The 22,490-nt window shown below is 71.7% G+C and carries 16 protein-coding genes; 10 read left to right on the plus strand and 6 right to left on the minus strand.

Features of this window, described 5'->3' with window-relative positions:
* The first annotated feature begins 27 nt into the window (after positions 1–27).
* Positions 28–453, plus strand: a complete 426-nt coding sequence (locus WMF44_RS03895) for an STAS/SEC14 domain-containing protein (RefSeq protein WP_437297772.1) — start codon at positions 28–30, stop codon at positions 451–453.
* A gap of 458 nt (positions 454–911) precedes the next feature.
* On the opposite strand, the gene WMF44_RS03900 is transcribed toward WMF44_RS03895, so the two are convergent.
* Positions 912–1,034 carry a hypothetical protein gene (locus tag WMF44_RS03900; RefSeq protein WP_437297773.1) on the minus strand — a complete coding sequence of 41 codons (123 nt, stop codon included), beginning with the start codon at positions 1,032–1,034 and terminating at the stop codon, positions 912–914.
* On the opposite strand from WMF44_RS03900, the gene WMF44_RS03905 reads away from it, so the two are divergent.
* The 3 genes from WMF44_RS03905 (at position 1,033) to WMF44_RS03915 (ending at position 7,279) form a co-directional block, all read left to right on the plus strand.
* Entirely contained in the window at positions 1,033–1,689 is a 657-nt protein-coding gene (locus WMF44_RS03905; RefSeq protein ID WP_437297774.1) for a hypothetical protein, read from the plus strand. The two genes, WMF44_RS03900 and WMF44_RS03905, sit on opposite strands and share 2 nt — an antisense overlap.
* A complete protein-coding gene (locus WMF44_RS03910) occupies positions 1,574–2,959 on the plus strand; it encodes a hypothetical protein (RefSeq protein WP_437297775.1) in 1,386 nt (461 codons plus the stop codon). The genes WMF44_RS03905 and WMF44_RS03910 overlap by 116 nt, the downstream gene beginning before the upstream one ends.
* 267 nt (positions 2,960–3,226) lie before the next feature.
* The gene (locus tag WMF44_RS03915) at positions 3,227–7,279 is read left to right on the plus strand and encodes a serine/threonine-protein kinase (RefSeq protein WP_437297776.1); all 4,053 of its coding nucleotides are present in this window, start codon (positions 3,227–3,229) and stop codon (positions 7,277–7,279) included.
* A gap of 186 nt (positions 7,280–7,465) precedes the next feature.
* On the opposite strand, the gene WMF44_RS03920 is transcribed toward WMF44_RS03915, so the two are convergent.
* Together WMF44_RS03920 and bioA are read right to left on the minus strand one after the other, a co-directional pair.
* Complete coding sequence (locus WMF44_RS03920; RefSeq protein WP_437297777.1) at positions 7,466–8,311, minus strand: GFA family protein; 846 nt, start codon at positions 8,309–8,311, stop codon at positions 7,466–7,468.
* A 115-nt stretch (positions 8,312–8,426) separates the two neighbouring features.
* A complete protein-coding gene (bioA, locus tag WMF44_RS03925; RefSeq protein ID WP_437297778.1) occupies positions 8,427–9,728 on the minus strand; it encodes an adenosylmethionine--8-amino-7-oxononanoate transaminase in 1,302 nt (433 codons plus the stop codon).
* Positions 9,729–10,022: 294 nt separating this feature from the next.
* On the opposite strand from bioA, the gene WMF44_RS03930 reads away from it, so the two are divergent.
* The 3 genes from WMF44_RS03930 (at position 10,023) to WMF44_RS03940 (ending at position 11,958) form a co-directional block, all read left to right on the plus strand.
* Positions 10,023–10,871: an alpha/beta fold hydrolase gene (locus tag WMF44_RS03930; RefSeq protein WP_437297779.1), complete on the plus strand. Its 849-nt coding sequence runs from the start codon at positions 10,023–10,025 to the stop codon at positions 10,869–10,871.
* A gap of 80 nt (positions 10,872–10,951) precedes the next feature.
* Complete coding sequence (locus WMF44_RS03935) at positions 10,952–11,719, plus strand: RNA polymerase sigma factor (RefSeq protein WP_437297780.1); 768 nt, start codon at positions 10,952–10,954, stop codon at positions 11,717–11,719.
* Entirely contained in the window at positions 11,716–11,958 is a 243-nt protein-coding gene (locus WMF44_RS03940) for an anti-sigma factor family protein (RefSeq protein WP_437297781.1), read from the plus strand. The genes WMF44_RS03935 and WMF44_RS03940 overlap by 4 nt, the downstream gene beginning before the upstream one ends.
* Positions 11,959–12,007: 49 nt before the next feature.
* On the opposite strand, the gene WMF44_RS03945 is transcribed toward WMF44_RS03940, so the two are convergent.
* Together WMF44_RS03945 and WMF44_RS03950 are read right to left on the minus strand one after the other, a co-directional pair.
* Positions 12,008–13,927, minus strand: coding sequence for a DEAD/DEAH box helicase (locus tag WMF44_RS03945; RefSeq protein WP_437297782.1), 1,920 nt, complete (start codon positions 13,925–13,927; stop codon positions 12,008–12,010).
* Positions 13,928–14,006: 79 nt separating this feature from the next.
* Positions 14,007–14,453 (minus strand): hypothetical protein, encoded by a 447-nt coding sequence (locus WMF44_RS03950; RefSeq protein ID WP_437297783.1) that lies wholly within the window; start codon positions 14,451–14,453, stop codon positions 14,007–14,009.
* Positions 14,454–15,221: 768 nt separating this feature from the next.
* Between WMF44_RS03950 and WMF44_RS03955 the strand changes: the two genes are divergently transcribed.
* Positions 15,222–16,427 (plus strand): glycosyltransferase family 4 protein, encoded by a 1,206-nt coding sequence (locus WMF44_RS03955; RefSeq protein WP_437297784.1) that lies wholly within the window; start codon positions 15,222–15,224, stop codon positions 16,425–16,427.
* A 96-nt stretch (positions 16,428–16,523) separates the two neighbouring features.
* Here WMF44_RS03955 and WMF44_RS03960 read toward each other — a convergent pair whose 3' ends face one another.
* Positions 16,524–17,810 (minus strand): phenylacetate--CoA ligase family protein, encoded by a 1,287-nt coding sequence (locus tag WMF44_RS03960; RefSeq protein ID WP_437297785.1) that lies wholly within the window; start codon positions 17,808–17,810, stop codon positions 16,524–16,526.
* A 689-nt stretch (positions 17,811–18,499) separates the two neighbouring features.
* On the opposite strand from WMF44_RS03960, the gene WMF44_RS03965 reads away from it, so the two are divergent.
* Entirely contained in the window at positions 18,500–20,071 is a 1,572-nt protein-coding gene (locus WMF44_RS03965; RefSeq protein WP_437297786.1) for a dipeptidase, read from the plus strand.
* Between the two features lie 52 nt (positions 20,072–20,123).
* Entirely contained in the window at positions 20,124–22,394 is a 2,271-nt protein-coding gene (locus WMF44_RS03970) for a hypothetical protein (RefSeq protein ID WP_437297787.1), read from the plus strand.
* Positions 22,395–22,490 lie beyond the last annotated feature (96 nt).

The following is a 22,490-nucleotide window of genomic DNA, read 5'->3' on the forward strand; positions in this document are numbered from 1 at the left end:
CGCGGCCGAGGCGCTAGTATGGTTGGCATGAGCGATCTCGGCCCCAAGGACGCGAGCCCCGATGTTCGTGACGACCCCGACGGCATCGTGCGGGTGGCGATCCGCGGCGAGGTCACAGAAGACCGAGTGCGCGCTGTCCTCGGCGCGCTCCGGCGCGTGGCGGAGAGCGGCCGCGACGTCCTGGTGCTCGCCGACGCGCGTCACATGGGCCCTATCTCCGCTTCGGCGCGTAAGGCAGTCACGGAAGAGGTGCGGAGCACGCGCGTCGATGCGGTCGCGATGATCGGAGCGAGCTTTTCCATGCGCGTGATCGTGGCGCTCCTCGCGAAGGGCGTGCAAATGCTCACAGGACAGCCCTACCCGCAGCAGTTCTTCGACACGGAGGGCGAGGCGCACGCGTGGCTGCTCGCTCGGCGAGACGCGCTCCGGGCCGGGCGGCGCCCGGGGTCCTGAGCGACCGCGCCGTGGGCGGGCGCCGGGATTGGTGTCGAGCGTGCTGGCGGGCACCACGGCAAAGCCGCGCTCGGGCGGCGCCACGCTCCCGCAGCGCGTGCGGAACGCGCACGGGCGCCGCAACGTGGGCGGGGTGGCGGTCGTGACGTTTGGCGAAGGGTGGCTCAACAACCACGACGCCTTCCCGCGCCGCTCGGCAGGGGATTGCACTGGGGCAGCACGACGTCGCGTTCCTGTTCCTCCGCGCGCTCGCGGCGGTGGGGCTCGCCTCGGACATCCAGCCGGGCCCGGATGGCCGCGAGGCCACGCGGGCCCGAGCGCCGGCTGGCGGATGAGCCGCGCGCGAGTTCCGCGGCTGCCGCCGCCCACTCAGCCCTCGTTGGTGTGAAGCATTTCGAGGAGTTGCCCCTTTCGGTGGTGCGCTCCCGCCGGTCTTCACCAGGTTGCGCCGTGCTCGGTCAAATCGAGCTACGCTGCCCAAAGCCGCGCTGCGCTGCAAAGCTGGGATAGTCGTCCCTCGCTGGAGCGCGCTGCCGATAGCCCTTGACATGGTGCTCCAATGTAAGGATGTTGAGGTTCATGGTAGAGGTGTACCTGAGGAATCGCGTGATGGGACTGGGCATGGCTATCACGTTAATGGCGGGGTGCGCCCAGATCCTCGGGGCTGACTGGGACAGCTATAGAATCGGTGCTGGCGGTGCTGGCGGTGCTGGCGGTGTTAGCGATGATGCGGGGGGATCCGGCTCAGGCGGCCAGGGCGGCGACACCACGCTCGGAGAACCTCGGTTTTTCAGCATACGCATCGACGATGAGCCGGTGTCCGCCACGGAGCTCACGCTGGACAAAGAGGAGACACTCGATCTGGTGGGCGAGGACGGTGCAGCGCAGCTTACGCTCCTTGAGCTCGATACCGAGTGGCTGCTCCGGAGCGCGCTCGAGCAGATCCAGAACGCGTGCGGTAGCTCATGGCAGAATGACGCCGTGGACCCCGGCTACGATTGCTCGCTGACGCCGCTGGGCGAGAGCTTCGGGGCGGAATGGCGGACATCGCCGGAGTTCGCGGTCCTCCGCGTGCTCACCATGACGCCCGCCAACGCCGGCGTCACCGGGACGTCGCTCGATGAGTTTAAGCAATTTTTTCGACAGCAACCGAGAGGCTTTCTCGTACGATTTTGCCAGTATTCTCGCCGATGCTCTTGGCACCTCGCGGACCGATCCGCTCTTGCCGACGGATGAGCTCATTCGGGCGCTCCAGCAGCAGTTGCTTGGCACGCATCCGGCCATTGTTGACATGGATGGTCAGAAGTTGCCCATCACCCTTCACGAAGCACTGGACAATCTCACGCGGCTCTCCGAGAAGCTGGGCCCCTCTGGTGATCACCCGGGCGTGCTTGTCAGGGACGATGGCACGTTCACGGCGACGAACGATCTGCTCCAGTCCGATTTCAAGATGCGCATGGTCGCCGAGTCCGGACTCCGACGGGTCATGGGGGTCGATCTGTCGAAGGGCGGTGGCGCTATGTTCATCCAGGAGGGCGATGCGCCGCTCCGGTTCGATTTCAGCGACGCTGAGAAGCTTCAGATCGCTGGTGTCGCAGCGTTCCCGACAATCGACCTCCGGCTCGCCCTGCGCGAGCTGTCCAGCAGCGTGCCGTCTTGCACCGAGACGCCGGCTTGCCAGGGCAATTCCCCCGATGCGCCGGTAGGGGATGGAACGATCTGGAAGGTTTCCCCGTTTCTGCTCGAGCCCATCGTGGCGAAGGCCTACCTTGCCTATCGCGATCGCGAGTTCACGTCGTGTTACTGGCGATTGAGCGATGGATGCGTGATGGGCGTGAACATCGGGCAAGGCGATGATCCTCGCGGTTGGACGGTATTCAACTTTGACCTCTCCTTCCCGCCCGATCCGCCGCCTCGGGTACCGAACGCTCAGTTCCTCTGGGAGCTGATCACCGAGGTGGCACAGGTCGCTGTCCACGATCCGACAGCAGATGGCAACCCCGAGATCACGGAGGGCGGCGCCCAGCCCGTCTACGCACTCCACGGTGTTGATCTCGGTATCACCGCCGAGGATGTCACGACCGGATTTCGCCGGGCCTTGCAGAGCCGGGCCGGGGAGATCGCGGAGAACGTCGTGGGCCGGCACAGGGAGAGGAGCGCCGCGCTCGATTTCTTCTATAGTCGCAGCGCTCCAGGCACCACTCCCCATCTGTACTTCGTGGCCGAGAGCGACCTCCGGCCCTCCGATCAGAGCCCGACCGTTCCCCGAGACTACACTTATGGAAACCCCGGCTTCTTCACGAGCCCTGAGCTCGATGAGAAGAGCAAGGTGTCGACGAAAGATATCGATGGCGTCGGCGACAAGATGCACGAGAAATTCTGGCTTCCCCCGGGCGAGACCGTACTGTTCATGCAGGATGACGAGGCAGCGATCTTCAAGGTGCGCTTCCACGTTCCTGACGAGGAAGATCCTGTGGAGATCATCGCCGAGGTGGTCAGACTCTGAGCCATCGGGATCACGGCTCACTCCCCTGGTCCAGACCTCCGGCGGAAGCGCCCTCGAGGTGCACATCGGCGAGCTCGAGGTCGTCAAGGTCCGCTCCTTCGGGCTCGAGTCCGCCGCTGGCGAGACCCCCGAGCGTGCGCTCGCCGGCGACGGCATGCCCGTGCGACGAGCGCATTCTGTCCTTCCAGGAATGTGCCGTGTCGTAATCGCCGGGCGCCTCCGATTCTCATCACGCGTACCGGACGACTGGGGCGGTATCATCAGGGGATGCACAGGGGGGAGTCGCCGAGGATCCTTGCCGGTCGGTTCGAGCTCGAGCGCGTCGCCGGCATCGGAGGCATGGGCGACGTCTATCGCGCGCGCGATCGGCAGGATGGTGAGCCGGTCGCGCTCAAGCTCTTGAGAGGCTCGGACGCGCAGCTCGTCGCGCGGTTCCAGCGGGAGGCGCGGCTCCTGGCTGAGCTCCGGCATCCGGCGATCGCGCGCCTCGTCGCCCACGGCGTCTCTGACCAGGGACAGCACTACCTCGCCATGGAGTGGCTCGAGGGCGAGGACCTCGCGTCGCGGCTCGCCCGCGGGCCGCTCGGCGTCGAGGAGGGGCTCGCCCTGGTCCACCGCGTGGCCGAGGCGCTGTCGCTCGTGCACGGCCGCGGCGTGATCCACCGCGATCTCAAGCCGGCGAACCTGTTCCTGCAGGGCGGTCGGCTCGATCGGGTCAAGCTCCTCGATTTCGGGATTGCGCGCGACGCCGCAGCGACCGGCGGGCTGACCGAGCCCGGCGTGCCCATTGGAACGCCCGCCTACATGGCGCCGGAGCAGATCCGCGGCGAGCTGGACATCGACGCACGCGCGGACGTGTACGCGCTCGGGTGCATCCTGTTCGAGTGCCTCACCGGCCAGCCGCCTTACTTGGGCGAGCACGTGTTCGCGGTGTTCGTGAAGGTGCTCTTCGAGGACGCGCTCAGGCCGAGCGCGCTGCGGGGCGAGGTGCCCGAGGCCGTCGACCTGCTCACGGCGCGGCTCATGGCGAAGGACCGCGAAGGCCGGCCCGAGGACGCGGCCGCGGCGGCCAGCCTGCTCGCTGCGCGCTCGGCAAAGCATGCGGCCGCGGAGCTGTTTGCGCCGGCGCTGACGCGCCGCGAGCGGGGGCTCGTCAGCGTGATCCTGGCCAGGGTGGGCGTGCCTTTCCTCCCGGCCACGCACGTCGCGCTGTGGGCCAAGGAGGCCATGCGGGTGGGCAGCGAGGCCTCCTCCACGGGGCCGCGCGGCGAGGCCGGCACGGCGCCGCATGCGGATGCCGCCACGGCGCCGTGCGCGGAGGCCTCCACGATCGATGCGCGAGCGAAGATCACGGCGCCGCCAAGGACGGGGTCGTCCCTGGTGGACCTGCGCCGCGCGGCGGCCGAGCACGGCGGCCGCCTCGAGCCGCTGCAGGACGGCGGGGTCGCCGCGGTCCTCACGGGCGCGGCGACGCCGATCGACCTGGCCGCGCGCGCCGTTCGCTGCGGCCTCGCGCTGCGGAAGCTCCTGCCCGGCGCCCGGCTGGCGGTCGCGACCGGGTGGGACGCGCTCGGTGGCGGGCAACCCATCGGCCCGGTCATCGACCGCGCCTCCGCGCTGCTCGTAGGCGGCGACGCCAGGCCGCCGGGCGACGGTGCATCGGAAGCGCAGGCCCCGGTGCTCGTCGACGCGATCACGGCCAGCCTCCTCGGGCCGGGCTTCGAGATCGCGAATGGGCCCCGGGCCCAGGCGGTCGTCGGCGAGCGTGATCCGTTCGATGAGGCGCGCACGCTGCTCGGCAGGCCCACCCCGTTCGTGGGGCGCGACCGGGAGCTGCGCGCCCTGGAAGACCTGTTCGACGAGTGTTCAGGCGAGCCCTGCGCGCGCGCGGGGCTCGTGATCGCGGCGGCGGGCATGGGCAAGTCACGCCTGCGCCTGGAGCTCGTGCGGCGGCTCAGGGCGCGGGCCGAGCCGCCCGAGATCTGGATCGCGCAGGCGGATCCCGCGCGGGCGGGGGCGCCCCTCGATCTCCTCGGGCAGGTGGTGCGCCGCGCCGTTCACCTGGTCGACGGCGAGCCCCTCGAGCGCCGCCGGGAGCAGCTCGCGGCCCGCGTGGCCCGGCACGTGGACCCGGCGCTCCGGGAGCGGGTGACCGAGTTCCTGGGAGAAATGATCGGCGCCCCGTTCCCGGGCGAAGGGCGCGTGCAGCTGCGCGCGGCCCGGCGCGATCCGTTGCTCATGGGCGACCAGCTCCGGCGGGCGTGGGTCGATTTCGTCCGCGCCGAGTGCCGCGAGCGCCCGGTGCTGCTCGTGCTGGAGGATCTGCACTGGGGCGACCTCCCGACCGTCGAGTGCGTGGGCGCGGCGCTGCGCCTCCTGGAGGAACAGCCGCTCATGGTGCTCGCCCTGGCGCGGCCGGAGGTGCGGGCGACCTTCCCTGCGCTCTGGGCCGGGCGGGGCACGATGGAGCTCGGGCTCGGCGAGCTGCCCCGCCGGGCCTGCGAGCGGATGGTGCAGGCGGCCCTGGGCGATCGCTCCGACGCGGAGCACGCGGCGGAGATCGTGCGGCGCGCCGCGGGCAACCCGTTCTTCGTGGAGGAGCTCGTGCGCGCCGCGGCCGAGGGGCGGGACGCGCGCGAGGCGCCGGAGACGGTGCTGGCGATGGTGCAGGCGAGGCTCCAGGACCTCGACGCCGAGGCGCGGCGGCTGCTGCGCGCCGGGAGCGTGCTCGGCGAGGTGTTCTGGCGCGGCGCGGCGGGGCGCCTCCTGGGGCTCCGGCAGGAGGGAAGCGCGGCGCTCGACGCACGCCTCGCGGATCTGGAGCGGCGCGAGTGGATCGTGCGGCAGCCCGAGCCACGGTTCGCCGGAGAGGCGGAGTTCGCCTTCCGGCACGGGCTCGTGCGCGAGGCGGCCTACAGCATGCTGACCGAGGTGGATCGGCGGCTCGGCCACCGGCTCGCCGGCGTGTGGCTGGAGGAGGCCGGCGAGCGCGACGCGCTGGTGCTGGCTGAGCACCATGAGCACGGCGAGGCGATCGAGGCGGCGGCGCGGTGCTACGAGCGGGCGGCGGAGCAGGCGATGGAGGCGAGCGACCTCGAAGGCGCGCTCGCTCGGGTGGACCGAGCGCTGGCCTGCGCGCCGGGGGACGATGCCGCTGGACGGTTGCACGCGCTCGCGGCGACCGCGCACAACTGGCGGGGCGCGTTCGTGGACGCGGAGCGTGCGGCGAAGGCGGCGGTTGGCCTGACGCCCGCGGGGAGCAGGGTGGCGTATGCCGCGCTGGCGATGCTCGCCTGGGCGAGCGGGGCGCTCGGGAAGGCGGAGCAGCTCGAGGCGGTGGCGTCGTCGCTGCCGCTCGACCGGGAGGGCGCGGCGCTCGACCGGGAATTCCTCCTCGCCTGGTACAGCGCCACCACATGGCTGCGAGAGCTCGGGCGCCACGCCGCCGCCGACGCGCTCGAGGGCGTCATGGGCGGAGTGCAGCCGGAGCATCTGGAGCCCGGTCTAGCGGGGCATCTCCACGCCACGAGGAGCATTGCAGCGTGCTTCAAGCCCCGTCGACTCGAGTTGTCGCTGCACCTCACTCAGGCTGCTTTTCATGCCTACGAGCGCGGCGGCGCGCTGCGGGACGCGTGCCTGATGTGCGTGAACTTGGGCGTGACGCAAAGGCGACTCGGCGCTTACGGGCTGGCAGAATCGACGCTCCATGAGGCAAAGCGGGTTGCGGTTCAGCTCGACCTGCTTTATGCGGTGAATGCGGCCAGCATCTATCTGGGGCACATCGGCATGGCACGGGGCCAGAAAGCCGATGTCATGACGCTGGCGGCCGGGGTCATCGAGGAGGCGCGAGCGTTCGCCAATGGCAGGCAGATGGCCCAGGCCAGGGTGCTGCTCGCGCAAGCTCTGCTCGCGCTAGGCGAGCTTGTACAGGCGTTCGCGCAGGCGACCACTGCGATCGGCGAGACCCAGGCGTACCCCGCGCTGCAGGCCATCGCGCACGCCACGCTCGCCCAAACCCTGCTCCGAGCCGGGCGCGCCGTGGAGGCGCTTGCCGCGGCACGCGAGGCGATCGAGCTTGTCGAGCGCCTCGGAGGTCTCGATGAAGACGAAGCGCTCGTGCGCCTCGCCTGGGCCGAGACGCTCCACGCCTGCGGTGACGTCGGCGCGGCCCGGGCAGCGCTCGTCGCTGCCTGCGATCAGCTGCATGCCGAGGCGGACGCCATCGAGTCTCTCGACCTGCGCCGCAGTTTCCTCGAGGCGGTGCCGGAGCATGCCCGCATCCTCGCGCTCGCGGAGGTGTGGGGCCTGGCAGGCGGGTGATCCCCTGGATCGGCGCAGCGGCTCGCGCGGCTGCGAAATCTCGTGTCTTCCCTCGGTGAGGGTGTCCCTCTCAGCGCTGGGTACAGCGCTTTGCGCTGCTCTCCTCGTGACCGCACCCTGAGCGCAGGGCCGGTCCATGACAGCCGGTACGGTGACGGTGCCGTGGCAGATCGCCTGATCGCAGCGTCAGGACAGGGGCGGGTACTCGGCGAACCGCGGCAGGTCGTCCGTGATCGGGAACCAGCTCGCCTTGGAGTCGACGAAGATGTGGGCTGCGGGGCGGATGCCGGGATCGGTGTCGAGCGTACCCGCGGGCACCACGGCGAAGCCGCGCTCGGGTGACTGGCGCGGGGCCGCGCCGCCGCAGCGCTTGCAGAACGCGACGGTGAAGAACCGCGCGTCGGGCACCTTGTAACTCGCGATCTGCGCGTCACCGTGGATCCAGCGGAAGCTGTCCAGGGCGACGAAGACGTTGGTCGCGTGCGCGGCGCTGCGCCCGAGGCGACAGCGCTTGCAGTGGCAGCTCACCATGCGGAGGGGCGTGCCGTCGAACTCGAAGGCGACGCTGCCGCACAGGCAGCTCCCCTGGGTGACGCCCTCTTTCGGCGGGGCCACGGGGCGCGAGACGACCGGCGCCTGTATCTGGGGCGGCCATTCCTCGAATTGCGGCAGGGAATCCGTGATCGTGTACCAGGGCGCCTTCGAGCCGACGAACTGGTGGAACTTCGGCTCGATCCCGAGATCGCCCTCCAGGTTGCCGGCATGGAGCACGGCGAGCTGCCTCTCGGGGAGGAGCATCGGCGTGGCCGAGCCGCAGGTGCCGCAGAAGGAGCGACGGTCGCTCGCGCAGGAGGGGCGGATGGCGTCCTCGCCGGCGAGCCAGCGAAAGCCGGCCAGCGGCGCGACGACGGCCGTGGTGAACGCCGTGCCGTTGAACTTGCGGCACATCGAGCAGTGACAGTTCAGCATGGTCTGGAACGGACCGCCGATCTCGAAGCGGACCGTTCCGCAAAGACATGCGCCCTTGGTCATGTTCGTATCTCCCGTGGGATGGCTTGCGCGCGCACGCTAGCACGGCGGGGGGTCCAGGCGGGCGTCCAGGTTCGATTCAAGGGCGCCCTTCACCCGAGGCGCGCCGTCCCGCGGCTCAGATCCCCGACACCACACCCACGATCGCCTCGCTGATGCGTGACAGGTCGGCTGGCTCGATGATGTAAGGCGGCATGGTATAGACCAGCTTCCCGAAAGGCCGTAACCAGACGCCGCGCTCCACGAACGCCGGCTGCACGCGCGCCGTGTCGACGGGCTGCTTGAGCTCGACAACGCCGATGGCGCCGAGCACGCGCACGTCGGCCACCGCGTCGAGCGCGCGGCAAGGGGCGAGCTCGCGGCGGAGCTGCGCCTCGATGGCCGAGACGCGCGCGCGCCACGGCGAGGCGAGCAGGAGCCGGACGCTGGCCAGCGCGGCGCTGCAGGCGAGCGGATTGCCCATGTACGTCGGGCCGTGCATGAACACGCGCGGCTCGTTGCCCGCGATCGTCGCGGCCACGCGCTCCGTGCAGAGCGTGGCGGCCAGGGTCATCATGCCGCCGGTGAGGGCCTTGCCGAGGCACATGATGTCCGGCGCGACGCCCGCGTGGTTGCAGCCGAACAGCTCCCCGGTGCGGCCGAAGTTGGTCGCGATCTCGTCGAAGATGAGCAGCACGCCGTGGCGGTCGCAGAGCGCGCGCAGCTCGCGCAGGTACTGCGGGTGGTAAAAGCGCATCCCGCCGGCGTTCTGCGCGATCGGCTCGAGGATCACGGCGGCGACCTCGTGCGCGTGCCGCTCGAGCAGCGCGGCCATGCTGCTCAGGGCGTCCGGCGACCAGGGCGCGTCGAACGCCGGCCCGGGCGCCTCCGCGAACAGGTGCTGCGCGAGCGCGCCGCGGAAGAGGTGGTGCATGCCATTGACGGGATCGGTGGCCGCCATCGCGCCGAACGTGTCGCCGTGGTAGCCGGCGAGCGCGCTGATCAGGCGGCGCTTCTCGGGCTGCCCCTGCGCGATGAAGAACTGGAGAGCGAGCTTGATGGCCACCTCGACCGACACGGATCCGGAGTCGGCGAGGAAGACGCGCGTCAGCGGCTCGGGCGTGAGCGCCACGAGCGTCTCGCACAGCTCGACCGCGGGCGCGTGGGTGAGCCCCCCGAACATCACGTGGCTCATCCGCCCGAGCTGGGCGCTGATCGCCGCCGTCAGCGCCGGGTGCGCGTAGCCGTGGATGGCGGCCCACCAGGACGCCATGCCGTCGATGAGCTCGCGGCCGTCGGTCAGGGTGAGGCGAACGCCCTCCGCGCGCTCGACCGCGAAGAGCGGCGCGCTCGAGATGGGCGCCGCGTAGGGGTGCATCACGCAGCGGCGGTCGCGCGCGACGAGATCGTCTCCGCCAGGCAGGGCGCTCTCCGGTGGCATGGCGACGCGTCTAGCCCAGAACGCCCATCGCCACCAGGTCCGCCGGGCGCGCCGGTTGTCACCGCGCCTCCGCGCCCGGCGCCGTCCCGCCGCCGGGACGCGGCCCCGGCCCCCTCCGGAAGATTTCTTGAACAGGCTGTAACGTTCGGGCCCCCTCCGAGACTGTGCAGGTAGCGGGATAGCCGTCGCGGCGCCGGGGACACGTCCGGGCGCAGGGGCGCGCGCATCCATCGCACGTCGAAATACCGATGACGTCGCGCTCGAGGAGAGCCTCGCGACGATGAGGAGACATCCATGAACGGTCTGCTTCGCAAGGTCCTGCGGTCTGCCACCATGATCTCGGCCGCTGCGCTCATGTCGTCCGCGCTGCCCGGCTGCGGCGGCAGCGACACGGACGGGGGCACGGGGGGCGGGGCCCAGGGCTCGGACAAGAACACGTATGTCCTCGTCCACGGCGCCTTCGTGGGCGCATGGGCATGGGACAAGGTGGTGCCGCTCCTCGAGGCGGGCGGCAACGAGGTGATCGCCCTCGATCTCCCCGCTCACGGCGAGGACCAGACGCCCCTCGCGGACGCCGGCCTGGAGGCCTATACCGACGCCGTGGTGGAGGCCATCGACAGCGCCTCGCGCCCCGTGATCCTCGTCGGCCACAGCATGGGCGGCACCGTGGTGAGCCAGGCCGCCGAGCAGCGGCCCGACAAGGTGAAGAAGCTCGTCTACCTGACCGCCTTCCTGCTCAAAGACGGCCAGTCGCTGAGCCAGGAGTGGGCCGACGACGAAGGGGCCGCGATCAAGGCGTACGCGGCCCCTTCGGAGGACGGCACGACGCTGACCTTCAAGGAGGGGTGGGCCGCGAACGCCTTCTGCCAGGATTGCTCTCCGGAGGACGTCGCGCGGCTCGAGAGCCACCTGCGCGAGGAGCCCGCGAAGCCGTTCGACGAGCCGATCCATGTGACGGCGGAGCGGTGGGGGAGGGTCCCCCGGGTCTACATCGAGGCGCTCCAGGATCTCGCCATCAGCCCTGCAGAGCAGAAGCAGCAATACACCGCCTTGCCCTGCGAGCGGGTCATCTCGATCGACGCGGGCCACGCCCCGTTCTTGACGAAGCCGAAAGAGGTCGCGGACGCGCTGCTGTCGCTGTGACCGGGGCGGCGTCCGTCATCGTCCGCGGGGCGCGGCCCCGGAGCCGCGTCGATTGAAGCGGGGCTCGGCGGCGTGATACCGTGCCCCGCGTGTCCCATGACCCCTCGGCCGCCGCTGACGGCAGACAGGCCGCAACGGCGCAGCGCGCATCGGCCGAGGTAGGCCCGCTCCTCGCGCCCGCGGCGCCCGCCGCGCCGGACAGCGCGGCTGCGCCCGCCTGCGCGGCGCCGGCGGACGACATCGCGCTCGTCCGCCGGCTGCTCGCGGGGGACGAGCAGGCCTTCGAGCAGCTCGTGACTCAGCTCCACACACCCATGCTCCGGCTCGCCCGTGCGGTCGCCGGCCCCGCGGGCGCGCAGGAGGTCGTCCAGGAGACCTGGGCGGCGGTCTTCGATGGGCTCGTGCGCTTCGAGGGGCGCTCCGCGCTGAAGACATGGGTGTTCAGGATCCTGACGAACCGCGCCAGGACGTGGGGCACTCGAGAGAAGCGCATGGTCCCCGTCTCCTGGCTGGAGGACGGGGATCACGGCGGCGAGCCGGCGGTCGATCCGGCCCGATTCGACAGCACCGGTGACTGGGCGACTCCGCCTGTTCCGTGGACGGAGCAGAGCCCGGAGGTGCTCTTGCTGCGCAAGGAGACAGGCGCCGTGCTGCAGCGCGAGCTCGAGACGCTGGCGCCTGGACAGCGCGCGGTGGTCCTCTTGCGCGACGTGGAGGGGTGTCCGTCCGACGAGGTCTGCGAGATCCTGGGTATCAGCGAGGCGAACCAGCGGGTCCTCTTGCACCGTGGCCGATCGAAGCTCAGGGCCGCGCTCGAGCGCTACATGACGAGGGGTGAGCGCGCATGATCGTCACGTGCTGTCAGCTGACCGAGATGATCACGGACAGGAGCGAGGGAAAGCTGTCCTCCGAGCAGGAGGAGGGCTGCGCGCGGCACCTCGCGTGGTGCGACAGGTGCCGCACCTACCTGAAGCAGATGGATCTGACGATCGACGCGCTCCAGGGGCTCCCGGGCGAGCCGCTGCACGACGACGTCCGCGCCGGGCTGTTCGCCCAGTTCCAGCGGCGGAAGACCACCGCCGACTGAGCCTGGCGCCTCGGGCGGCGCGGCGCGCCAATCCCCATCTCCGTGGAGCTCAGGCCCGTGGGCGACGCCGCGGGGGCGCCATGCCCGCCGCGCCGTTCCGGGTCTCGGCTGAGCCGGCGCGCGGCGCGGCCTCGGCCGCCTCGCCGCGAGCCTCAGCCACGCCGCCGCGTGCCCCAGGCACGCTGCCGCGGGCCTCGGCCGCCCCGCCTCGCGGCTCGCGGGACCCGGCGTCGTCCCGGCGGACCTGGACCTTGCGGCCCTTCAGCCGCGTGGCGCGCAGCGCCTCGATGACGGCGTCGGCCGCGTCGGCCGGGACCTCCACCGTGGAGAAGCCGTCGGCGATCTCGATGGCGCCGATGTCGCGGGAGCTCAGCGACGCCTCGTTCGCGATGGCGCCGACCAGATCGGCCGGGCGGATGCCCGCGGCGCGCCCCGCGCTGACGTACAGCCGGGCGACGTTGCCGTCGGTCTCCCGCGCCTCTCGCGTCTCCCGCCGCGGCCGCGCCTGCGCCTCGCCCGGGCGCCCGCGCGGGCCCGCGGGGCCGCGCGGCGCCCGATCGTCGCGGGCGCGCTCCGGCCCGCGCGGAGGCGGCCGGAACGACGGGATCTCCGCCTCGTCCTCCTCCCGGTCCCCCTCCGTCGCGTCGTGGGCGAGCTTCACCGCCGCCGCCGCGATGTCCATCACGTCGAACTCGTCGGCGAGCCCCTCGACAACGACCCGGAACCGCTCGGCGCCGCCCTCGATGAGCGCCTCCCGCAGCGAGGCGCGCGTCAGCTCCAGGCGCCGCGCGCGCAGGTCGGCCACGGTCGGGAGGGTGGCGGCCTCGATGCGCTGCCCGGTGAGCCGCTCGACGTTGCGGATCAGGTAGTGCTCGCGCGGCTCGACCAGCGTGATCGCCGCGCCCTCGCGGCCGGCGCGCCCCGTGCGGCCGATGCGGTGGACGTACACCTCGGGGGCGCAGGGGACGTCGTAGTTGATGACGTGCGAGACATGCTCGATGTCGAGCCCCCGCGCCGCGACGTCGGTGGCGACGAGCAGCTCGGCCGTGCCGGCGCGGAAGCGGGCCATCACGCGATCGCGGTGCTCCTGCGAGAACCCGCCGTGGAGCGCCTGGGCCTCGTAACCGCGGGCGCGCAGCGCCTCGGTCAGCTCGTCGACCTCGTTGCGGGTGCGGCAGAAGAGGATGGCCGACGACGGGTCCTCCATGTCGAGCACCCGGGTCAGCGCGGCGGACTTGTGCGCCCGCGGCACGATGTACGCCGTCTGGCGGACGCGGGGGAGCTCGCCCGGGGCCGCCTTCTCGCCCGCGATCTTGACCCGCACCGGCTCGCGCAGGTGCCGGCCGGCGATCGCGGCGATCCGCGGGGGCAGCGTCGCGGAGAAGAGCACGGTCTGCCGCGCGCCCGGCGTGGCCGAGAGGATCTCCTCGAGCGCCTCGGCGAAGCCCATGTCGAGCATCTCGTCGGCCTCGTCGAGCACGACGGTGCGGATGCCGTCGAGCGCGAGCGTGCCGCGCCCGATGTGATCGAGCGTCCGGCCCGGCGTGGCCACGATGACGTGGACCCCGCGGCGGAGCGCGCGCAGCTGCTGCCCGAAGGGCTGGCCGCCGTACACGGACAGCACCTGCACGCCGAGCCGGCGGCCGTAGCGGTGCATCGCCTCGGCCACCTGCATCGCCAGCTCGCGGGTCGGCACGAGCACGAGCGCCTGGGGGAGGCGGGGCGGCTCGCCGCCGATCTCGAGGCGCTGGAGCAGCGGCAGCGCGAACGCGGCCGTCTTCCCGGTCCCGGTGGCGGCCTGCCCCAGCAGGTCGCGCCCGGTCAGGAGGTGCGGGATCGCCTCGCGCTGGATCGGCGTGGGCTCCTCGTAACCGAGCTCGGCGAGCACGCTTAGGAGGGCAGGTGCGATGCCGAGCGCGGCGAAGCTGGCGGACGAGGGGGTCGTCTCCACAGGGGCTCCCCATGTCATGGTCGCGCGCCAGCGCCGTTGCAACCCGGCATTCAGCGCGGGGCGCAGCGCGCGCGGCAGGCGAGCCCCGCTGCCCCGATCAGCCGAGCTTCGCGGCGAGGGCGCGGTACCGCTCCGGCAGGCGCGCGGCGTCCAGCCGGCCGAGGAGCGCGCGCGCGGCCCCCTGCGCGCGGGGGCTGCCCTCGGGCGCGCGGCTCACCGCCTCGAGGTAGAGCTCGAGCGCGCGCCTGCGCTCCGCGAGCGCCTGCGCGGCCCGGCCCCGGAGCTCGAGGATCTCGGCCTGCTCCGCGCAGAGCGCCGCGTACGCGCCGATCTTCTCGTGGTCGCCGAGCAGGGTGGCCGCGCCCGCGGCGTCGAGCCGGTCGAGCATGTCCCGCATCGGGCCGAAGAGCCCGTCGGCGGTGGTGCGGACGAGCAGCTCCGCCTCGTCGAGCTGGCCGGCGCGCCGGAGCCCGGCGATCCGGCCGATGGCCTCGGCGAGCTGCTCGATCATGCGGAGGATGTAATCGCGCTGTCTGAGCGACATAGGGTCTCCTGCGCGAGCCTAGCCGATCGCGGCCTCCGTGGCGCGTGCCGGCGCGCGCGCGCGTCGAACGGGAGGAGGCCGCCGTGTCGATCGAGCTTGGTGCCGAGATCCAGAGCGCAAGCGATGAATGCAACGAGCGGCAATCCCGTCCTCGTCCGGCAAGATAGGTATGGAAAGAGGACGGCGGCCAGGGTCGAGGAGCGCATTGAGTTCATGATGGCTCGCACAGGGGTACGACCATCGTGCCAAGCTCGATAGCGACATGAGGTCTCCTGCTCGAATCCGACCGCCGATGGCCTTCGTGGCGCGCGCCGGCGCCGCGGTACGCCGCCTGCCGTCTGGACGCAAGGAGGGCCGCCTGAGCCGAGTGTCTGGGACACCAACCAGGCTCGATCGCCCTCCACGAGAGCACGCAGGACGCACGGCTCCTCCCACATCGAGCAATGCTTGAAACCTCACATCGCTGGAAAAAGCCACTCGACACGAGCTTCGTATGCGGTATCAGTCGTGCAGGGGGACGACTCGCTCGCTGCCAGCGAACGGGAGTCGTTCTGCGCGCCAAGGCGCCTGGTAAGCAAGGTCGCGCGCAGCACGGGCGCCGACGTCGATCGGCAGAACGCACCACGGAGCTCGCGCCGATCCCTGGAGGAAGGTTGCATCATGCTGGATATGTTGTTCACGGATCCCAGTCCGAATGCGAGCCCCCGAGTGAGCCCGAGCTCCAGGCTGAAAGGGGAGGGACGACCAAGAAGGCCGCGTGTCCTCTGGGTGACGCGCCTCTTTCCGAACCGCGTTGAGCCGTTCGCCTGTGCCTTCCAGCGCCAGCAGCTCGCGGCCCTCTCGCGCCGCTGCGCGGTCGAGGTGTTCGCGGCGATCCCCTACCACCCGGGGATCTCGCTGCTGGGCGCGCGAACGCGCACGGGGCGACTGGCGGAGGTGCCAGAGCGCGACGTGATAGACGGCATCTCGGTGGTGCACCCGCGCGCGCCGTATCTGCCCGGCGCGGGCAGCCTCCTCGCGCCCGTGAACGCGCCGCTCTACCTCACGGGGCTGCTGCCCCACATCCCGCGGCTGCTCGGGCGGTTCGACGTCGTGGTCGGCGCGTGGCTGTATCCGGACGCCTGCGCGGCGGCGGTGCTCGCGCGGCTGCTCGGCCTTCCTTACGTCGTCAAAGCACACGGCACGGACGTGAACGTCGTGGCCGGCTGGCGCTCGGTGCGCCCGCTCGTCGCCAGCGCGGTTCGGTCCGCATCGTACGCGATCGCCGTGAGTCGTCCGATGGCCGAGCTGCTCACCGCGTTCGGCGCGGCGCCGGGCCGCGCGGTCGTCGTCCGCAATGGCGTCGACCGCGCGATCTTCCACCCGAGCGACCGGCTCGCCGCCCGGCGCGAGCTCGGCCTCCCGGAGCGCGGCCGCATCATCACCTTCGTCGGTGACCTCAAGCCGACGAAGGGCACCCTCGATCTGCTCGAGGCGTTCGAGGCGCTCGCCCGGCAGGGGGGCGAGCCCACCCACCTCGTGCTCGTCGGCGCCGGACCGGCCCGGACAGCCGTCGACCAGGCCGCGGCGCGCCTCAAGGCCGCTCAGGGCGCGGGCGGTCGGATCATCGCGACTGGCGAGCTCCCGCTCCGCTCGGTCGCGCGCTACATGGCCGCCGGCGATTTGCTGACGCTGCCGAGCTGGGCGGAAGGAACTCCCAATGTGGTGCTCGAGGCGCTGGCCGTCGGCCGCCCGGTGGTGGCTACGAGCGTCGGAGGCATCCCGGACGTGGTCACCGGCGGTCGCACAGGCCTGCTCGTCCCGCCGCGCGACGTGAGGGCGCTCACCAGGGCGCTCGGCGAGGCGCTTGCGCGGCCCTGGGACGAGCGCGCGTTCGCCGAGGCGGCGCCACCCTCGTGGGAGGAGAGCGCGGGCGAGCTGCTGCAGCTGCTCGCGCACACGGCATTCGGGGACAGCGAGCGGGCCGTGGCCTGAGGCAAGCTCGTCGCAGGGGGCGTGGGAGATCTCGGCGATCCGAGAGGCAGCGGGACGCGTTCACGACCCGCCCCGCGCCCCCATCTCGACAGTCGATCAGCTGGCGCGGTGTTCCAAGCCGCTCCCCGCGGAGGCCGCCAGCGTGCTCGCCTGCGGTGGATCCCTCCGCGCGTCGAGCCTGCTCGGCACGTCGGAGATCGTCACGCGGTGCTTGCCGCCGCGGGTGAGCGCGATATCGTCGACCACGCGAATCCGAAGGACGGCTCGGTCGCCGAGCTGCTTGCGGAGCGCCTGCTCGATGAGGCGCGCGTGCTCGTCCTGGTAATCCTTCGCCGGGACGATCTTGATCGTGATGGCCCCGCTCCGATCCTGGTGGACCTGGTAGCGCTTCACCGACGGGTAGTCCTTGAGCAGGTGGGGGAAAAACTCGCCCGCCAGGAGCCGTCCGTCCGGTCCCACGATCATGTCGAGCACCCGCCCTTCGACCGAGGCGAGGAGCGGCAGACCTCGCCCACACGAGCACGCCGACGCGGACCCGATGGCGATGTCCTCGTTCTTGTAGCGGAGCAGCGGCATCGACCGGGAGATAAGGTCGCTCACGATCACCTCGCCAGGCTCGCCGGGCGTCGCGTGCCGGCCATCGTGCACCAGCTCCAGGTAGGCCCCCTCCATGTTGATGTGCAGCCCTTCGTGCCGGTCGCACTCCGAGGCGAGCAGCATCACCTCCCTGCATCCATATCGGTTGAACAGGGGTGCGTTGAAGGCGCGCTCGATGGTCCAGCGCTGGTGGTCGAAGAGCCGCTCGGCGGAGCACACGAGGCCTCTGGGCGCCGGCAGCTCGCGGCCCGTCTCGAGGGCGAAGCGCGCCGTGTGGTAGAGCGGGTTCGTATAGCCGATGATCAGGTTAGGTCGGTAGCGTACGATGTCGTCCACGACGGCGGCGAGCCGCTGTTCGGACAGGTCGAACGCGCTCACGTACTTCTTGCGGAGAATGGCCTCGTGCAGCTCGCGCTTCCTCTTCTTGAGGAGGCTCTCGTTGAGGATGGGTGTCCCCCAGATGTGGAGCTCCTTCTCCCCCACCTTCGCTCCAGCCCAGCCGTCCGACCGCATCGCCGCGGCGATCCGATGCTCGTAGGTGCCGTGGTCCAGGTAGAACCGCAGCGACTCCCCGGTGGAGCCGCCCGTCGCGCTCGCGATCAGTTTGCCCGTGTACCCCTCGGCGAGCAGCTCGCGCCCGTGGGCGAGGATATCTGCCTTGGTCAGAACGGGGAACCGCACGAGGTCCTCTGGCGCCTTCACGTCTGCTACACGTACCCCATGCTCGGCGAAGCGGCGCCGATAGAAAGGCACCTTCTGCTCGGCGAAGCGGAGCGCGTCGAGCATCCTTCGAAAGGACAGCTCTCGAATTTCGCGCTCCGGGCGCCACTGCGATTGTTCGATCTCATGCAGTCGCGTCAGGGTTGCCCGTCTCCGTATGTGGGTCTCGTACAACGGGAACAGAACATGCCGAAATAGCGGTCCATACATGCTTTCTAGCATTACAAGAGGCCTCTTCTTGTCAAGTGACATGCCGCGGCGATGACGCGGCAGCGTGTCTGGGCGCGATGTCGAGATCCCGATTGGGCACAGAGGCGGACGCACGATGGATAGAGCTCACAACAAAGGTGCTTTCATGCGCATTCTGTGGCTGGAGACGGACTCGTCGCACGCGTTCGGCCGGAACGGCGTTGCACTCTCGTCGCCGATCGGGGCCGCCTTCATCGCACAGCGAGTCCGCCTGTTCGTGTAAGCTCGTGAGGAGGCCGGCGCGACGGTCTTCGCCGGCCGGGCTCCCGTCGGGGGGCGAGCTGCGGGGCGCCCGCGTCGACGAGGCGAGAGAGAGCAAGGACGACGCCCGCCGGCGGCGCCGTCTTCATGCCACGGTGGCTTCCCATGGGGGCCATCGCGTCACAGGGGGCCACCTGTGCCGATATGTCGGCGCCCAGCGGCGGTGCTGCCTCGCCGCTCCGGCGCACGATCCTGCCGCCTTCATCGCTGGCTTTCCCGCCGAGCTCGCATGGTACGATCCGGTCATGCGCACTTCGCCCATGCTCGCGCTGCTCGCCGCCGCGTCGCTCGCGGCCTGCGTTCGTTCCCCCGCGCCCGCGGCGGCGCCCGATGTCTTCGCGCCGTCCGCCGCCGACGTCGGGCCCTGGTACACGTCGCCGCCCGATCTCACGGCGATCCCACCGGGGAACGAGGCGCCGGAGCAGCGGGCCGCGCGGCTGCAGGCCAAGGCGATCCTCGTGGATGGCCACGGCGGCGTGCCCTCGCTGCTCCTCGGCGGCTCGTTCGCTCAGGTGAGCTCGGACGACGGGCTGATGGCCGCGGAGGTCGCCAGGATCAAGGCGGCGGGCGTCACCGGCGCGTTCTTCCCGATCCACGTCGGCGCGTCCGCGCCCTCGGTGTCCTCGCGGCTCGGCGGCAGCGCCGCGCGCCGCGCGCTCGATCTCATCGAAGCGACCCACCGGCAGGTCGAGCGCCACCGCGAGGCGCTGCTGCTCGTGCGCAACGCGAAAGACATGCGCCGCGCCGAGCGCGACGGCAGGATCGCCGTGATCATGGGCATCGAGGGCGGGCACGCCATCGAGAACTCCCTGCCTGCGCTGCGCTCGTTCTACCGCCTCGGCGTCCGCACCATGGCGATCACGCACACGAGCACGAACGACTGGGCAGGCTCCGCGGGAGGCGCGCTCGATGCCGGGTACGTCCGCGACCGCGGCCTCGCCCCCTTCGGTGAGGCCGTGATCCGCGAGATGCAGCGGATCGGCATGCTCGTCGACGTCTCGCATGCATCGGACAGCACGTTCCAGGGCGTCATGAAGGTGGCCAGGGCGCCGATCATCACCTCGTCCACGATGCCCGCCGCCGGCCACCGCCGCCGCAACCTCGACGATTACATGCTGCGCGCGGTCGCGGAGAACGGCGGCCTCGTCATGGTGAACTCCTGGGCGCTCTTCCTGGACGAGGCGTATGCCGAGCAGTCGGCGCGCTTCGCGCAGAAGTACGGGGCGCACCTCAAGGAGCTCGGCGAGAGGCTCCCGGGCGACACGAAGGCGCTCCGCGAGGAGATCGAGAAGCTCAGGGCCCAGGAGGGGGAGAAGACGCCGCCGCTGTGGCGGATCGTCGACCATATCGACCACGTGGTGAAGGTCGCGGGGATCGAGCATGTCGCCCTCGGCTCCGTCTTCGAGGGGAGCGAGGCGCTCAAGGAGGGGCTCGCTGGCAGCGCCGGGGCCCCGAACCTCACGCTGGAGCTCATCCGCCGCGGGTACTCGGATGCGGACATCCTCCGCCTGCTGGGCGGGAACTTCGTGCGGGTCCTCGAGCAAGCCGAGGCCTACGCGGCCGCGACGGAGACAACGCTGTCCGGCGACGGCAGCACGCAGCAGCTCAGCGCGGCCGAGCTGGGCGATCCGCCGTCGCCGACCCCGCTGTCGCCGACCCCGCTGTCGCCGACCCCGACGCCGCTGCCCCCGGGGCCGCGGGGGCGGGTATCGTGGGAGGTCGTTCCGCTGCCCTTGCCGCCGCTGCGAACGGTCCCGCGGCCCTCGAAGGCCGGAGCGCCGGCGTCTCCGTTCTCGGAGCTCCGGCTGACGCGGTAGCCTCTCGCCGTCGACAGGCGGTCGCGCCGGGTTTACGATGGCGAGCCCCGGGATGCGAACGGCGGCACGACCCCTGACCCGGCTGCGGACATCCACGCTTCCGGCGGCGCTCGCCGCCTGCGTGCTCGGCGGCGCGTGCGCGGGGGAGCCGCCGCCGGGCGGCCACGGCGGTGGTGGCCAGGGCGCGGGCGCGCACCCGGTGACGACGACCACGTACGCGAGCGCGGCCACGGGTTTTGGTGGCGCTCTGGAGGAGCTGCCGCACGCGTTCACGGTGACCGGCGTCGTCATCGACGGCGCGGCGCCGCTCGAGGGCGCCATCGTGATGCAGGCCGGCGGGGAGCCGGCCCTCGTGACCGGACCGGACGGCGCGTTCTCCATCGAGATCACGCGGGACATCCCGGGCCAGCCGACCGTTGTCGCGGCGAAGATCGGATACCGGACGGACGGCATCGAGCTCGAGGTCGTCCCCGACGGGCCGGTGGAGATCGGTATTCGCCGCGCGTCGCCGCCGGACAACGCGCTCGGCTACACCTACGGCGATCCGGGTGACGGCGACCCGCACAACTCGACGCGGTTCTGCGATCACTGCCACACGACGCTCGTGGCCCAGTTCCTCGAGTCGGGGCACGCGCGGTCGGCCAGGAGCCCGCTCCTCCAGGCCATCTACGCCGGGGTCTCGATGGCCCACACGGACGAGGCCTCGTGCGGCGCCGCGGGCGGGCGCTGGAAGGCCGGACGCGTCCCGGGGAGCGAGGGCGGCGCCGCGATGCGGTGTTATCTCGGGAGCGGCGTGCTGCCGGATCTCAACCCGTCCTGTGGCGGGGGAGCGCAGCCTTCGTGCGACGATCCCGCGCTGCCCGACGCCGTGCGCCCTGCGGCGTTCGGCGCGTGCGCCGACTGCCATGCTGCGGGGATCGACGGCCCCGCGGGCGGGCGAGACCTCCTCGAGGCCACCGGCGTCGCGTTCGAGAAGGGCGACCACTGCGACGTTTGCCACAAGATCCGCGACGTCGATCTGAGCAAGCCGCCCGGGGTCGCCGGCGCCCTGATCGTCCAGCGCCCGCAGGAGAGGAGCTCCTCCGATCCCTCGTCGAGGCTCCTGGAGGTGATGTTCGGCCCGCGGCCGGACGTGCCGAACAGGTTCATGGGCGGCAGCTACCAGCCGAAGTTCTCGGCCTCGGAGCTCTGCGGCGGCTGCCACGAGCAGAAGCAGGCGGCGCTCCTGCCGGGCGCGGCGCTCGATCCGGTCCGCTGGCCCGACGGGCTCCCGATCCATCAGACGTTCTCCGAGTGGGCCGCGAGCTCCTGGAACCGCCCGGCCACGCAATGCCAGGCCTGCCACATGCCGGGGATCCTCTCGCTGAAGAGCAGCCTCGACGTGACGAACGAGGCGAACGCGAGCGTCTCGCTCGGCTTCGTCCGCCCGGCGGGGACGGTCCGCTCCCATATTTTCCGCGGCCCGCTGGAGGGGTCCCCGCGGCTCATCCGGGGCGCGGTCGACGTCCGCATCGACGCCTCGGCGGCGCCGGGCGAGCTCGCGGTCACCGTCTCCCTGGCCGGAGGCGCGGCGGGCCACGCCGTTCCGACCGGGGAGCCGATGCGCGCGCTCGTGCTCCTCGTCGCGGCGGAGGCGTGCGGCGCGCCCCTCTCGCCGTCGCGCGGCATGACGGTGAACGACACCGGCGGCGCGCTCGCGGAGGCGCGCGTGGGCCAGGGCGCGGCCCTGACGGGCGCCCAGCTCGCCTGGGACGAGGGCGCGGCGCGCGCGAGGGCGGGCGACGTGGTGCGGATCGTCCGCCCGACCGGCGTCTACGACGATTACACCGGCATCGGCCGCTTCGCGGACCCGTCGCTCGACGCCGCGGACAAGGGCCTCGAGATCCGCGCGCCGGTCGGCGAGGCGCGGGTGGTCGCCGCGGGCGGCGGCGCGATCACCCTGAGCGGCGCGCTCCCCGCGCAGGACGGCGATATCGTCTACCTCGGCGCGCCGCTCGCCGCGGCGCCCGCCGACGGCCAGCCCGCGGCCGCGCTCGCCGGCGCCGCGGGTTATACCTTCGCCAAGGTGCTCGTCGATCCGGCGGGCGCGCGGCACGCGCCGCAGCACCGCGCCGTCGATATCGCCAGCGACAACCGCGTCGCGCCGGGGAGCGTCGCGGTGACGTCGCACGGCTTCGCGATCCCCGCGGGCTGCTCGGCGACAGCGAACGTCACCGCCACGCTGCTCTACCGGCCTGTCCCGCTCGCCCTCGCGAAGGAGCGCGGGGCCTTCGCGCGCGATTACCTGGTCGCCTCGGCGTCCTCGCCTGTACCGCTCGACTGAGCAGCGCGGAGATCAGGAGAAGACGCTGGCAAATCCCTCGCTATTGGCATTTCTGGCGCGGCCGCCCGGGATGTGGGAGATGGGCCTGGCCCGCGG

The organism is Sorangium sp. So ce426, assembly GCF_051475585.1.
GTDB lineage: Bacteria > Myxococcota_A > Polyangia > Polyangiales > Polyangiaceae > Sorangium > Sorangium cellulosum_B.

Excerpts from the sequence above, each read along its gene's own strand:
- WMF44_RS03895 (WP_437297772.1), top strand. The coding sequence starts at position 28 with ATGAGCGATCTCGGCCCCAAGGACGCGAGCCCCGATGTTCGTGACGAC.
- WMF44_RS03905 (WP_437297774.1), top strand. The coding sequence starts at position 1,033 with ATGGTAGAGGTGTACCTGAGGAATCGCGTGATGGGACTGGGCATGGCT.
- WMF44_RS03900 (WP_437297773.1), bottom strand. The coding sequence starts at position 1,034 with ATGAACCTCAACATCCTTACATTGGAGCACCATGTCAAGGGCTATCGG.
- WMF44_RS03910 (WP_437297775.1), top strand. The coding sequence starts at position 1,574 with ATGAGTTTAAGCAATTTTTTCGACAGCAACCGAGAGGCTTTCTCGTAC.
- WMF44_RS03915 (WP_437297776.1), top strand. The coding sequence starts at position 3,227 with ATGCACAGGGGGGAGTCGCCGAGGATCCTTGCCGGTCGGTTCGAGCTC.
- WMF44_RS03920 (WP_437297777.1), bottom strand. The coding sequence starts at position 8,311 with ATGACCAAGGGCGCATGTCTTTGCGGAACGGTCCGCTTCGAGATCGGC.
- bioA (WP_437297778.1), bottom strand. The coding sequence starts at position 9,728 with ATGCCACCGGAGAGCGCCCTGCCTGGCGGAGACGATCTCGTCGCGCGC.
- WMF44_RS03930 (WP_437297779.1), top strand. The coding sequence starts at position 10,023 with ATGAACGGTCTGCTTCGCAAGGTCCTGCGGTCTGCCACCATGATCTCG.
- WMF44_RS03940 (WP_437297781.1), top strand. The coding sequence starts at position 11,716 with ATGATCGTCACGTGCTGTCAGCTGACCGAGATGATCACGGACAGGAGC.
- WMF44_RS03945 (WP_437297782.1), bottom strand. The coding sequence starts at position 13,927 with ATGACATGGGGAGCCCCTGTGGAGACGACCCCCTCGTCCGCCAGCTTC.
- WMF44_RS03950 (WP_437297783.1), bottom strand. The coding sequence starts at position 14,453 with ATGTCGCTCAGACAGCGCGATTACATCCTCCGCATGATCGAGCAGCTC.
- WMF44_RS03960 (WP_437297785.1), bottom strand. The coding sequence starts at position 17,810 with ATGCTCGACGCGCTCCGCTTCGCCGAGCAGAAGGTGCCTTTCTATCGG.
- WMF44_RS03965 (WP_437297786.1), top strand. The coding sequence starts at position 18,500 with ATGCGCACTTCGCCCATGCTCGCGCTGCTCGCCGCCGCGTCGCTCGCG.
- WMF44_RS03970 (WP_437297787.1), top strand. The coding sequence starts at position 20,124 with ATGCGAACGGCGGCACGACCCCTGACCCGGCTGCGGACATCCACGCTT.